This is a genomic window from Ignavibacteriales bacterium (assembly GCA_015709675.1).
Taxonomy (GTDB): domain Bacteria; phylum Bacteroidota; class Ignavibacteria; order Ignavibacteriales; family Ignavibacteriaceae; genus H2-BAC3.
This window is the reverse complement of record CP054182.1, coordinates 744,470-758,752: the sequence shown is the minus strand read 5'-3', so window position 1 is coordinate 758,752 and position 14,283 is coordinate 744,470. Positions and strand designations below refer to the sequence as shown.

General features: G+C 46.1%; 6 protein-coding genes. All 6 read left to right on the top strand.

Going from position 1 to position 14,283, the window contains the following annotated elements; genetic code table 11:
• The first annotated feature begins 298 nt into the window (after positions 1 to 298).
• The 6 genes from HRU80_02720 (at position 299) to HRU80_02695 (ending at position 14,113) form a co-directional block, all read left to right on the top strand.
• Positions 299 to 5,173 (top strand): PAS domain S-box protein, encoded by a 4,875-nt coding sequence (locus HRU80_02720; protein ID QOJ27838.1) that lies wholly within the window; start codon positions 299 to 301, stop codon positions 5,171 to 5,173.
• Positions 5,174 to 5,260: 87 nt separating this feature from the next.
• Positions 5,261 to 7,987, top strand: a complete 2,727-nt coding sequence (locus tag HRU80_02715) for a PAS domain S-box protein (GenBank protein QOJ27837.1) — start codon at positions 5,261 to 5,263, stop codon at positions 7,985 to 7,987.
• Between the two features lie 1,223 nt (positions 7,988 to 9,210).
• Positions 9,211 to 10,407, top strand: coding sequence for an ATP-grasp domain-containing protein (locus tag HRU80_02710; protein QOJ30434.1), 1,197 nt, complete (start codon positions 9,211 to 9,213; stop codon positions 10,405 to 10,407).
• 57 nt (positions 10,408 to 10,464) lie between these two features.
• On the top strand, positions 10,465 to 12,858 hold the full coding sequence (locus tag HRU80_02705) for a PAS domain S-box protein (protein ID QOJ27836.1): 2,394 nt from the start codon (positions 10,465 to 10,467) through the stop codon (positions 12,856 to 12,858).
• Between the two features lie 92 nt (positions 12,859 to 12,950).
• On the top strand, positions 12,951 to 13,532 hold the full coding sequence (locus tag HRU80_02700; GenBank protein QOJ27835.1) for a thioredoxin family protein: 582 nt from the start codon (positions 12,951 to 12,953) through the stop codon (positions 13,530 to 13,532).
• 83 nt (positions 13,533 to 13,615) lie between these two features.
• Entirely contained in the window at positions 13,616 to 14,113 is a 498-nt protein-coding gene (locus tag HRU80_02695; GenBank protein QOJ27834.1) for a TlpA family protein disulfide reductase, read from the top strand.
• The last annotated feature ends 170 nt before the right edge of the window (positions 14,114 to 14,283 follow it).

The window sequence follows — 14,283 nt, the reverse complement described above, 5'->3', positions numbered from 1 at the left end:
CATTCTCCAATAACATCGAGCAAAGGCTCTAAGCCGCAAAGAATTCTCCGATCCGTGCTCATCAGCGCTGCTTCAGCATCCGTTTCATCCGCGGCCCATCAACCCCGCACCAGGCCGCAAAGGAATTCCTGAGTCAGCATTACTAATTACTCCGTTCTAATTACTAATTCCCCCTGTACATTATTCATTGATTTTTTACCGTGTTTTGTTATCATTTACCGTTTTTGTAACTTGTACTTTTAGATTACCAGGAACACCCTTTGCGTAGGCACAGATTGGAATTTGAGGATTCTGAGATATGAAGCTCCTGAATGCTTCAGCCCGTCTTCTGGCAAAGAAATCCCATATTCTTGTTGCCGCACTGATACTCAGTATTCCCCTCCTTACTGCCGTCTTCCTCTATTACCGGCAGGTGACCTTCACATTCCAACAGCAAAAGTCAGAAGAACTCCGATCCGTTGCCGGCCTTAAAACCGGACAGCTTGTCAACTGGCGCAAGGAGCGCACCTTTGACGCGTATGTTTTCAGCAGCTCTTCCATGACAGCCTCACTCATAAGCGAATATATAGAAAAGCCCGCACCGGCCGTTACCGCCGAAATCAATCTGCGCATGAGCCGGCTGTTTTCAAACACTGAGTATATTTCGGTTTTCTTCACCGACAGCACCGGCTCCCCTTTCCTGGCCATACCCGATACCCCGGCTGTCATGGATTCTTATGCCAAAGAGATCATAAAAGAGTCTTTTCAAAAAAAAGAAATTATCCACACTGATTTTTATTTCTGCAGTATCCATCAGCAGATCCACTATGATGTTATTGCACCGGTAAAAAAATCTGACGATGCCGTGTTTGCGGTTATGGTATTCAGGATTGATCCTCACCAATATCTCTATCCATATATTCAGACGTGGCCCGGAAAAAGCAGGACCGCGGAAACTCTCCTTATCAGAAAGGAGAGGGATAGCGTTGTGTTCCTGAATGAGGTGCGCCATCTCCGGAATACCGCGTTACAAATGCACATTCCTCTCAGCCGGAATGATGTTGCAGCGATTAAAGCCGTAAAAGGATATACCGGCTTTTTGGAATCTGATGACTACAGAGGTAAAGCTGTTCTTGCCTATCTCGGATCAGTACCCGGCACTGACTGGTTCTTTGTTGCTAAGATTGATAAAGATGAGTTATATCAGGAAATCACTTTCATCACCTGGCTTGCTGCAGGGTTTATCGTTTTTATGCTTCTTGCCATCGTGCTCGGCCTGCTCTGGCTTTATCACCTGAACCAGCGCAATATATACCGGCAGAACTGGGAGAAAGAACAGACTCACAAAACCGTTCTGCGCAGTATCGGTGATGCGGTAATCACCACGGATAGCAGGGGCGTCGTCAGTTTTCTTAACCCCGCAGCCGAAAAACTGACGGGATGGAGTCTGCATGATGCATCCGGCAAACCGGCTGATAACATCTTCTGGCTGCTTGATGAAAATACCCTTGAACATAAACCCGCTCCCGTTGCCGAAGTGCTTTCTTCCGGAAAACCGGTAAATATTGATGCATCCATGCTTCTTAAAACCCGCGGAGGTTCTTACATTCCTATTGCTGACAGCTGTGCTCCGATAGTTAATGAAAAAGGCGAAGTAGCAGGGTCAGTTATTGTCTTCAGAGACCAGAGCACCAGCCGCCTGAGGTCTAAAATGATTCAGGCACATTTTAATCTTTTGAATTACGCAGCCGATCACTCCCAGAATGAAATCCTCACCCGTGCTCTGGATGAGATGGAAAAACTTACCGGAAGCACCATTGGTTTCCTTCATTTTGTGTTTGAAGATCAGGAAACCATTTCGCTGCAGGCATGGTCAACAAACACCCGGAATCACTACTGCAAAGCCGAGGGGGAAGGGCTGCATTATAATGTAAGCCAGGCAGGCATCTGGACGGAGTGTATATATACCAAAGCTCCCGTTATCCATAACGACTACTCAAAGGTGCCTGGCAAAAAAGGACTGCCCGATGGGCACGCAGAACTGCTTCGCGAGCTTGTAATTCCCGTTATCAGAAACGGTTTGGTGGTTGCTATTATCGGGCTGGGCAATAAACCGGAAGAATATACCGGCCCGGATGTGCTTATAGCGTCTTATTTTTCCGATATCATCTGGGAAATCATCGAAAAGAAACGATTTCAGGCTGAAACCGAAGAACGTGAACGTAAGTTTGTAGCGCTGTTTTCTTCAATGAATGAAGGCGTTGCCCTGCACGAACTTATCTTTGATGAAAACAATACCCCGGTTGATTACCTGATTCTGGATGTGAATCCGGCTTACGAAAAAATGACAGGGCTAACCGCTCAGCAGGTGAAAGGCAAACCTGCACGCCAGGCATATTCAGCGGATGAAAGCCCCTATTTTGATATATACAAAGAAGTTGCCCTCAGCGGTAAGCCCGGGGTCTTCGAAACCTATTATGCCCCGCTGGATAAATATTTTTTAATCTCTGCCTTCAGGACGGGGGAGAACCGTTTCGCCACCAGTTTTCAGGATCTTACTGAATGGAAAAAAGCTGATCTGGCGTTCCGTGAAAGTGCCCGGGCTTTTAATACCATGATAGATAACCTCAGCGGCGTGGTGTACCGGTGCAAAAATGACCGCGACTGGACCATGGAATATATAAGCGACGGCATTAACCTGCTTAGCGGTTACCCGAAAGCTGACTTCATCGCCAGCTCCGTGCGGACGTTTGCTTCCCTTATTCATCCGGATGATCAGGAAATGGTCTGGCAGAAAATTCAGTCGGCACTTGAGATAGAAGTTCCGTATGTTATTGAATACCGCATCATCACCGCGCTGGGTGAAACCAAATGGGTGTGGGAGCGGGGAACCGGCATATATACCGGCGGCACGCTCACCGCGCTTGAGGGCTTTATTTCGGATATTACCCTGGTTAAGACAGCGGAAAATGAAATTCGTCACCTGAACCGCCTTTACGCCATGCTCAGCCAGACAAATAAAACCGTGGCAAAACTACCCCCGCCCGAAACTCTGTTCAGGGATATCTGCCGCATTGCAGTAGAAACCGGCGAATTTGCACTTGCATGGGTCGGGGAGCTTGATGATAACGGCGAAAAACTTATTCCCCTTTATGCTCTGGGAACAGGGTCTGATGTTATTCTTGAAAAACTGCCTGCCGCCACTGAGGAAGAACTTCGTAAAAAACCCTGCTTTGCGGCAGTTAAAGAAAACCGGATTATAGTGCAGAACAATCTTCACTCACTCTTTAATGAGGATTTCCTTAAGATATACCCGGAGATGGGGCGGTTACAGTCACTGGCCTCAGCACCCGTGCTCCGGAACGGAAAAGCAAAATATGTGCTCTCCGTTTTTTCCTCTGAAGTAAATTTCTTCCGCCAGAAAGAACTGAATCTTCTTGAAGAGATCGCGCTGGATATCACTTTCGCCATCGGAAATTATCAGAAAGAACTGCAGAGATCCGAATCTGAAAAGCGCCTTATTGAAAGCGAACGGAAATATTCCGATCTTTACGAGTATTCCCCTGATATGTTTGTTTCCATTGATCCCGGGACCGCCAGAATTATCGAGTGTAACCATACCGCCACAATCCTTACGGGATATACAAAAGAGGAACTGATCGGCAAGCCGGTGAATGAGCTTTACCATCCCCGCTCTTATGAAGATTTTAAGCGTAATCTCGAAAAGTTCCGCAGGGAGGGCAAAATCGTAAATGCCGAAATGGAAGTGGTCAGAAAAGACGGCACCCTGATATATATACTGCTGAATTCTTCCGCCGTTTATGACGACGCGGGAAGCATTATCCGAAGCCGCTCCGTCTGGCGTGATATCACCGCACAGAAGCAGCTCGAAGCCGAAGAAAAGCGCCTGTGGGAAATCCTGAAGACCAGTCTGAATGAAATATATATCTTCAACCGCTCCGACCTGAAATTCAGGTTTGTGAACGAGGGAGCACTCAGGAATCTCGGTTATACTTCCGATGAGATAACCCGGATGACGCCGGTTGATATTAAGCCGGATTATACATTGGAAACCTTCATGCAGGCAATCAGTCCGCTCACCAGCGGGCAGAAAGAACTGATTACGTTTACTACCCGCCATCGGCGTAAAGACGGTTCCGTGTATGATGTTGAGGTTCATCTGCAGCTTCATCCCTTTGGCACAGACCAGGTGTTTGTTGCCATGATTATGGATATTACCGAAAGAATTAAAGCCGAAGAACAGCTCCGGCTCAGCGGAAGAATAGTGAGCCACTCTCTTGATCTGCTCTGCGTTGCCGGTTATGACGGCTATTTCAAAATGCTTAATCCGGCGTGGGAAAAAACCTTAGGGTGGTCAATTGAAGAAATGCTTTCAAAGCCATGGAATGAATTTATCCATCCGGATGACAGGGAACGAACCAATCAGGCCAACCGCTCTATCATTGACGGCAGAGAGGTTTTTGAGTTTGAAAACCGGTATCTGTGCAGGGACGGTTCTGTCAGATGGCTTTCATGGGTCTCGCACCCCTACCCTGAGGAACAGATTTCCTTTGCAGTAGCTCATGATATAACCAACCGTAAACTGATGCAGGATTCGCTTAAGGAAAGTGAAGAACGCTACCGGAAACTGATTGAAGTTTCCCAGGATGCAATATATATTAATTTTAATAATGAAATTGTTTATTGCAACCCCGGAATGATGAAAATGGTTGGCGCCCGGAACTCGGATCAGATTCTCGGTAAAGCGCCCTTTGAGTTTTTCCATCCAGATGATCATGAGGATATCAAAAACAGAGTGTCCAGCTCTCTTTCATCCGGTGAATATGCTCCCGCAGCAAGACGGAGGCTTGTCCGTCTGGACGGCACCGTAATAGACATAGAAGCAACAGCAACTCCTTTTGCTTATGAGAATGGAACTGCAATCCTTGTTGTTGTTCGTGATATAACCGAGCGGCTGCGCTATGAAAATGCACTGCAGGCAAAAATCCAGGAACTCGAGCAGTTTAACAAACTCTCCGTAGGCAGAGAGCTCAGGATGATTGAATTAAAAAAGAAAATTAATGAACTCTCCGGAATGCTCGGGCAGGAGCCGGTATATAATCTCGATTTTATCACCGGCGGAAGCTCTGAAACCTCAGGAACAGATTCTGCTCACATAAAGACCAGTCCTTAGAGCCGGACATCAGTTTCACGTACATGAACAATCTCTGATATTCATTTGTAAAGATTTCAAAAAAGAAACAGGAATCAGTCTGATATTTTGAAAACAGAAGAATTAGAAAAAGAGAACCAGCGTCTCAGAGAACAGATACGTCTCCTTGAGGAAAAACTCCGGGAAAAAAATTCCCCCCGGCCCTCTCAGCATCAGCAGGAAGATGCCGCCGCCCCTTCTTCAGCATCAGAAGATGAGCTTTCCAGAGCTAACTCGGAACTTCAACAGCATATTAATGAACGCGCGAACGAGCTTGAGCGGATTAATGCTGAACTCAATAACTCCCGGCTCGCCGCTTTAAACATGATGCAGGATGCTGTTGAGGCAAAAAGCATCGCTGAAAAACTTAACGCAAGCCTGACCAGTGAAATTGCCGAACGGAAACAGTTTGAAGAGGCACTCAGTCAGAGTGAAGAACGTTTCAGAAGTCTCTTTGAAGATAACCTGGCAGTAATGCTTATGATAGATGCATCAAACGGCAGGATTCTTGACGTAAACAAGGCAGCCGTGGAGTTTTATGGCTGGAAAAAAGAAGAGATGCTCAGTAAGACTGTCTTTGACCTGAACACTCTTTCCGCAGAAGAACTCATGGAAGACCTTAGAAAAGTTGCGGCCAATTCTAAATATCACATTGACTACAAACACCGCCGAGCTGACGGTTCCGTGCGGGATGTAGAGGTTTTTGCCAGCAGGCTAAAAGTACAGAATGAATATTTGATCCATGAAATTATTGTGGATGTTACCGAGCGTAAACGCATACAGCGCATCAACATGCTCCAGCACAATATAGCAGTGGCTGTTGCCAGTTCCGAAACCGTAAGCGAGCTGCTGGAAATCATCCTCTCCGAAGCAAAAACAATGATTAACACGGAGAATTTTTTCTTTGCCGCTTATAATGAAGAAACCGGCATGCTGCGTGATATATACGGGCAGGATCAGATGGACTCCATTGAAGAGTGGAGTGCTGAAAAATCCCTCACCGGCTATCTTCTTGCCCATGGTATTCCTCTGTTTCTTACCAGGCAGGATATACTTCAGCTTGAAGAAGCAGGAGACGTTGAGGTAGTGGGCACCATGCCGGAGCTCTGGCTCGGTGTGCCCATGATCTCCGGAAAGAATAAAAAAGGAGCAGTGGTTGTTCAAAGCTATGATGCACCGGATGCGTTTGATGCTTTTGCTCTTGAGGTTCTGGAAATTGTTGCTCATGAACTTCTGCTGTTTATTGAAAAGAATCACGCGCAGGAGCTTGCCTTTAAGCTCACCAAAGCAATTGAGCAGAGCCCGGTAAGCATTATTATCACAGACCGTTCGGGCAGGATTGAATATATAAACCCGTTTTTTACCCAGACGACGGGTTATACCTTTGAAGAAGTAAAAGGTAAATATCCGCGCATTCTTCAGTCGGGAGAAACAAGTCCGGTGCTCTATCACGAGCTCTGGGATACCATTCTTTCCGGAAATACATGGCAGGGGGAATTCCTGAATAGAAAGAAAAGCGGCGAACTCTTCTGGGAAAACGCCATTATATCACCTGTTGTCAATTCACGGGGTGAAATCATCAACTTCTTTGCCATAAAAGAAGATATCACCGGACAGAAGCAAATGGTCGAAGAGCTGATAGCCGCCAAGGATAAAGCCGAACAAATGAGCCGGCTTAAATCCAGCTTCCTTGCAAACATGAGCCATGAGCTCCGCACTCCGCTTATTGCTATCCTCGGCTTCTCTGAAATTCTTATGGATGAATCCAGGGACGACTACAGCAGGGAAATGTCCGAGATGATACATAAAGGAGGCATCCGCCTGCTTGAGACTCTCAATCTGATTCTTAACCTCTCCGCTATTGAGGCAAACAAGCTGGATATCAAAAAGGAAATAGTTGATTCCCACGCAGTGCTCGAAGATGTGGTTCAGCTTTTCAGTGCTATGGCAGCAAAAAAGAATCTCACTCTGCAAAGGCAGTTCAACGCCCGATACTCCCGCCTCCTCACTGATAAACAGATTTTCTCACAGATTTTTAATAATCTGATTAATAATGCCATTAAGTTTACCTCCGGTGGAGGGGTTACCGTTAAAACGGAAAATACCGGATCGGGATTATCCGTCAGTGTTATAGATACCGGTATCGGAATCTCCGAAGAAGACCAGCAGATTATCTGGGAAGAATTCCGCCAGGTGAGCGAAGGATATAACAGAAACTTTGAGGGCACCGGACTCGGCCTCACTATCACGCGCAAATTTGTTACTAAGCTCGGCGGTGATATATCCGTAAAAAGCCAGCTGAACAACGGTACCGTTTTTACTGTAACGTTTCCCCTGTGGGAAGAAGGCGTTCATCAGAGCATACTCCCCTATACGGAGCATGAAGATCATCAGACCCCAGTTATTTTTGAGTCCGCTTCCGAACTTCCCGTCATACTCATGGTTGAAGATGACATAAACGCCGTTAACCTGGTCACGATGATTACCAAAGAAATATATATTGTTGACCACGCTCGCACCTCAGATGAAGCCCTGCAAAAAGCAGGTTCAAAAAACTATGACATCATCTTCATGGATATCAACCTGGGCAAGGGGGGGAGCGGAGTAGAAGTGACCAAAAAGCTCAGGCAGATTCCTTCATATAAAGACACCCCCATAGTAGCCCTCACCGCTTTTGCTTTAATGGGAGACCGTGAGGAGTTCCTTGCCGCAGGCTGCACTCACTATCTTTCAAAACCCTTTAACCGGAATCAGCTCCTCTCACTATTGAAAGAAATAAGCGAAGGAAAAGTATGAAGTTTGAAGTATGAATTGGGGGCAATACTTCATACCGGTGGTAGGTAGTTCTTAAGCTCTAGTACAGGCTTCCTATCTACCGCTAAGCCACAAAAGTTTCCCGCAGATTTCGCAGATTAACGCAGAAAATTAAAAGCTAACAAACCCCTTTTTCTAAAGCCCCCTCTTTCCAATACAGACTAAGAATAACAAAAAACTCACACACTAAAAGACGCCACAATTTAGTAAACTTGAACTGTCAGGAGAGAGGGGGAATTGGGCTTGCTCCGACTTGTGGGAGGGTGAGTTCTGTAAGCTTCAAAAAAGAGAAGAGTTCTAACGCAGAAAATTTAAAAGCCTGCAAACCCCTTTTTCTAAAGCCCCCTCTTTCCAATACAGACTAAGAATAACAAAAACTCACACACTAAACGACGCCACAATTTAGTAAAACTTGAACTGTCAGGAGAGAGGGGGTTGGGGGGTGAGTTCTGCAAGCTCAAAAAAGAGAAGAGTTTTAACGCAGAAAATTTAATAGCCGGCAAACTCCTTTTTCTAAAGCCCCCTCTTTCCAATACAGACTAAGAATAACAAAAAACTCACACACTAAACAACGCCACAATTTAGTAAAACTTGAACTGTAAGGAGAGAGGGGGAATTGGGCTTGCTCCGACTTGTCGGAGGGTGAGTTCTGAAAGCTTCAAAAAAGGGAAGAGTTTTAACGCAGAGAATTTAATAGCCGGCAAACTCCTTTCTCTAAAGCCCCCTCTTTCCAATACAGACTAAGAATAACAAAAAACTCACACACTAAACGACACCACAATTTAGTAAAACTTGAACTGTCAGGAGAGAGGGGGTTGGGGGGTGAGTTCTGTAAGCTTCAAAAAAGAGAAGAGTTTTAACGCAGAAAATTATAAAGCCGGCAAACCCCTTTTTCTAAAGCCCCCTCTTTCCAATACAGACTAAGAATAACAAAAAACTCACACACTAAACGACGCCACAATTTAGTAAAACTTGAACTGTCAGGAGAGAGGGGGTTGGGGGGTGAGTTCTGTAAGCTCAAAAAAAAGGGAAGAATTTTATAACCCACCGTCCCCCGCAAACCCCAAAACACCGCCCTATGCAGTTCCATAAAATTCATACTTCGTACATCATAATTCATAATTCTTTCGCATATTAACGTGCAAAATGCTATTGATTTTCAAGGACTTCACAGATAAGAGAGGATTATTCACATGCGCGATCAGATGACGGTTTTATGTGTTGCCAGCTACGAAAAAGGTGCTGAATTTATGCGGGAGTGCAAGCGCCAGGGGTGCCGCGTTATCCTTCTTACCTCAAAAAGCCTTGATACCGCTGACTGGCCCCGCGAAAGTCTGGATGAAATCTTCTACATCCCTGACGTGAACAAAGACTGGAATATGGCCGATGTTATCAGCGGTGTGAGTTTTCTTGCCCGCACCGAACGGATTGATAAGATCATCGCCCTGGATGATTTTGATGTGGAAAAAGCCGCCTCGTTGCGCGAACATCTCCGCATCCCCGGCATGGGTGATACCACGGCGCGCTACTTCCGCGATAAACTCGCCATGCGCATGAAAGCTAAGGAGTCGGGCATTAAAGTCCCTGAGTTTATCCACGTCCTCAATCACGATGCCATCAATCAGTTTTCAAAGCGGGTTCCGTTCCCTTATGTTATCAAGCCGCGGCTTCAGGCGGGCGCTATCGGCATCAAAAAAGTTTACAACACTGATGAGATGTGGTCGGTTATTAACTCTCTTGATGACAAGCAGTCATTTTATGTGATGGAGCGTTTCGTCCCCGGTGATGTCTTCCATGTTGATTCAATCATCCTTGATAAAAAAGTAATCTTCTCGGTTGCCAGTCAGTATTCACTTCCGCCGATGGAAGTAGCCCATCAGGGGCGGGTCTTTAACAGCCGGAATATGATTCGCGGTTCAGAGGATGAACTGGCGCTTAAGAAAACCAACTCCGAAGTGCTCCCCGCCCTCGGTATTCTGCACGGAGTTTCTCATACGGAGTTTATAAAAGCGCACGAAGATGGCAGTATATACTTCCTCGAAACCTCAGCGCGGGTTGGCGGCGCGCATCTGGCTGATATGATTGAAGCCGCAACCGGAGTGAATCTCTGGGCTGAGTGGGCAAAACTTGAGGTCTCAAAGCCCGGCGCGGTTTATCAGCCCCCAAAGGATTCCGGAAAATACGCCGGCATCCTTATTTCACTTTCCAAACAGGAGTGGCCTGATCTCTCCTCTTACAATGATCCGGAAATCGTCTGGAGAATGAAGAAGCAGTATCATGCGGGACTGATTTTCTCATCCGAAAACTACGAGCGGATTAGCGAACTAACTTCTTCGTATGTCAGCAGATTCTATATAGATTTTTTCACCTCACAGCCCGTGCCCGACAAGCCCGGTAACTGATGGCATTAGTATTACGCCGGCTCTGCCGGTATTCATTAACAAAACGTACGGGTTTTTTTGTTTAAAGGCTGGTTTCTTCTTGTTTTCCTCATTCAGGGGGTGTGCTGCACAGTATATACTCAGCAGCTTGCCGATTCGCTTGAGAAGGTTATTACGGTTCGCCTTGAGGCCGGAATGCGCGATACCGTAACAGGCAACGCAGCCCTTCTGGCCGCCTCGGAGTACCTGCATACCTCTTCCCCGAAATTTTTTACCTATACTTCTCTTGCGCTTGAGCTTGGCACCGAAAACCGCGCCCCTCTTATTACCGGGCAGGCCTATACCCTGCTCGGCCATATGTACCGCCGGATGGGTATATATAATCTTGCTCTCAAATCATATAATTCCTCGCTTAAGGAGTACGCGGAAGCCTTTCATATCTCTTTTAATATTTTTACCCTGAGTGATATCGGCAATATCTATTACGAAAAGGGGATGTATGATATCGCCGCGAATTATTACCGGCGCGGTCTCGCGCTGTGGAAAGGGTCGGATGCAACCTGGCACGGCGCTTCTGTCTGCCTGATCAATCTCGGTCTGGTTAATCTGAAGCTGAGGAACTACGACAGTTCATACAGCTATTTCGGGCGGGCGCTTGAGCTGAGAAAACGGAATGCCACACCGTTTTATGTTTCTCATGCCTATTACTATTTCGGACGCGTTTTTCAGGAGCGTGGCCTCTTTGATTCCGCTCTTCATTATCTCAATATTTCCCGTGAGTATCTGCAGCCATATTTTGATGACGGCTCCTTCACCGGAGAAATTAAAGAGTTCAGCTTTGATATTTATTCGGTAATGATTGATATATACCGGAAAATGCCGGATGAAGAAAAGCTGCAAAAGCTTTTTCTTGAACTGCTGGATGACCAGATTATTACCGGAACCAATTCCACCGCCCAGCGGCTTTATGAGCAGTACGCTGATTTCCTCTCCGAACGGGGGAAAGAACGCGAAGCGCTCCTCTGGCTTGAAAAATCCATCAATGCGGGAAGACCCCTTAATTACAGCCCCGTTACCATGAAGCTGCTGCTTAAGCAGGCCCTCCTGTATGATAAAACCGGCAACAGCACCGCGGCTCTCAGAAATTACCGTGCATATACACTGCTTGCCGACTCCGTTAACGCCGACAGAATAAGCTCCGAACTGCTGAATATCAGTGAAAAAGAGGCACTTGAGCGGCAGGATGCAGAAATGCAGGCTCTGGTTTCGGAAAAAGAGCAGGAACTGTTTATACAGTCATTAACCAATATCATCCTGATCGCATTCTCGGTACTGGCACTGTTTTTCCTTTACTTCTACTACAGAAAATATAAACTGGATAACAGCATTCTAAAATTCCTGCGGACGCTCATCAACTCCCTGCGTTATCCGTTCTACGTTATTAATACCGAATCAAAAGAGATTGAGTATTATAACCATACAGCAGCAGAAGATCTCCACTCTCTTAAAAAAATCAGAAAAGAGGGGGAAAAACTGTTTTTTACGGGCAACATTAATACCATTCTAAATGAACTGCAGAGCGGAAAACAATATCTGCTCCGGCAGTTTGAAGATAAAAACCCGGACGGCACGGTAAGTCATTTTGAAGTGGCCAACTACCCGGTTTATGATCAGCTCGGCAAGGTTATCAGGGTTATTGAATATATACGCGATATCACCCCTATCAAGGAAGCCGAAAAGCAGCTGCAGGAATATAACCGGGAGCTTGAAGACAGCAACCGCGCCAAAGACCGGCTTATTTCCATCATCGGGCATGATCTTAAAAGCCCCTTTAGCGTGCTGCTCGGCAGCATCAGTATTCTGCGCGACAGTCAGGATGAGCTGAGCAACGAAGAACGGCAGAGGTTTATTGACAACCTTTTTGATGCAGCATCCAAAGTATATAAACTAGTTGAAAATCTGCTTGAGTGGTCCATCCTGAATGCCGGCAGAGTTACCTATCATCCCGCTGACGTGAACCTGCATGATCTCTTTACCCAGGGTGTGCATGCTTTCACGCTTGATCTGAACAACAGAAAGATAGACATTAACATCTCCTGCCCTGAAAAGCTTATGGTTTTTGCCGACCTGAATATGCAGCGCACTATATTCAGAAACCTGCTTGCTAACGCAATTAAGTTCAGCCCGAATGAGTCCTCCGTGGAAGTCTCCGCAGAAATTACCGGCGGCTCTGCAAAAGTCTGCATCTCCGATCATGGTATCGGGATGACCGGAGAGGATATCAGCAAACTTTTCCGGAGTGATGTAAAAAATTCCGAAATCGGGGGCAGCCATAAAGCTAAGGGTACCGGTCTCGGGCTTATCATCACGCAGGAGTTCGTAAAACTTAATCAGGGCACGCTTTCGGTTGTCAGTCAGCCGGGGCAGGGCACCACTTTCTGTTATACTATTCCTCTCTCACCACAGACCTGAGTTTACGCCCTTCTCAACTGGTGCGGTAAATGGTATTGCCCCGGTTGCTGTAAAATCATATCTTGCGGTTATTCATTAACTAAGGAAAACCCATGCGCAGAATTCTCTTCATCGTTTTTACCGCTTTTATTTTATTTAACTGCGGAGATCACCGCCAGGCAGCAGCCGAAGAAATGAAAAAAGCAGAAAACTTTACGCTTAATGATCTTGACGGCAAGGCACATTCCCTTGAGCAGTATAAGGATGCAAAAGCAATCGTCCTGATCTGGGTATCAACGCAGTGTCCTGTATCTAATGATTATAATACCAGAATGGCAGCACTCTACGAGCAGTATAAAGATAAGGGAATTATTTTTCTGGGCATCAACTCCAATAAAGCTGAAAGCATAGAAGAAATAAAAACCCACGCTGAAGAGAATAATCTCCGTTTCACCATCCTTAAAGATCCGGGCAATGTTATCGCTGATAAATTTGCGGCATCCTTTACTCCGGAGGTATATGTCCTTAACGGAGGTCTTGATCTGCTTTACCATGGCCGCATAGATGACAGCCGCCGGGAGTCGGGCATTACCAAGCGCGATCTGAGCGCCGCTCTGGATGAAATCCTGGACGGAAAAAAAGTTTCGGTAGCCAAAACAAAAGCTTTTGGATGTACCATAAAAAGAGTAAATTAGCAGTTCATCTTACCCCGAGGGGAGGCAAAGGACACCCTTCTCCTGCGCCTCCCTGGTTTTAAACTCATCAGGAAAAATTCCCCATGATACATACTCTTATCCTTGCGTTTCTGCTGATATATACCGTTCCTCCGCCTGCGGCTCATCCGGCGAAAGATGCCATAAGCACCGCCGGGATTAAAGATCTGCAGAAACTGATTAAAGAACGGAAAGATAAAATCCTTGTGCTAAACGTCTGGGCAACCTGGTGCATCCCCTGCAAGGAAGAGATGCCTGACCTGAATAAACTTGCGGAAAAGAATAAAAACATCGAAGTGGTAGGGCTCAGCATTGATTACCCGGATGAGATTGAATCAAAGATAAAACCTTTCCTTAAAAAGCAGCCGGTTAAGTTCCGCATTCTGGTAAACACGGAAACCAGTGACGAAAAGCTGATAAACTTCCTAAGCCCTGACTGGGGAGGGGCAATTCCTGCAACGTTTATATACGACACCAAAGGAAAGCTTCAGGCAGTGCTTGAGGGGAAAAAGAGCTATGAAGAATTTGAAGCAGCACTGAAGAAGTTAAAAAGCAAAAGTTGATACTTGAGAGTTGAAAATTGAAAGTTGAGAGTTGAGAATTAAAAACCCATTGTCGCCACTGTCCCCAGAGGTCTTGCGCTAAGCCGCAAATTAATTGAGAGTTGAAAGTTGAGAATTGAAAATTAAAAACCCCTTGTCGCCACTGTCCCCATTGTCGCCAGGAAGAATAA

What these genes read in the sequence shown, in the direction of transcription:
- HRU80_02720 (QOJ27838.1), top strand. Translation starts at nt 299, where the DNA reads ATGAAGCTCCTGAATGCTTCAGCCCGTCTTCTGGCAAAGAAATCCCAT.
- HRU80_02710 (QOJ30434.1), top strand. Translation starts at nt 9,211, where the DNA reads ATGACGGTTTTATGTGTTGCCAGCTACGAAAAAGGTGCTGAATTTATG.
- HRU80_02700 (QOJ27835.1), top strand. Translation starts at nt 12,951, where the DNA reads ATGCGCAGAATTCTCTTCATCGTTTTTACCGCTTTTATTTTATTTAAC.
- HRU80_02695 (QOJ27834.1), top strand. Translation starts at nt 13,616, where the DNA reads ATGATACATACTCTTATCCTTGCGTTTCTGCTGATATATACCGTTCCT.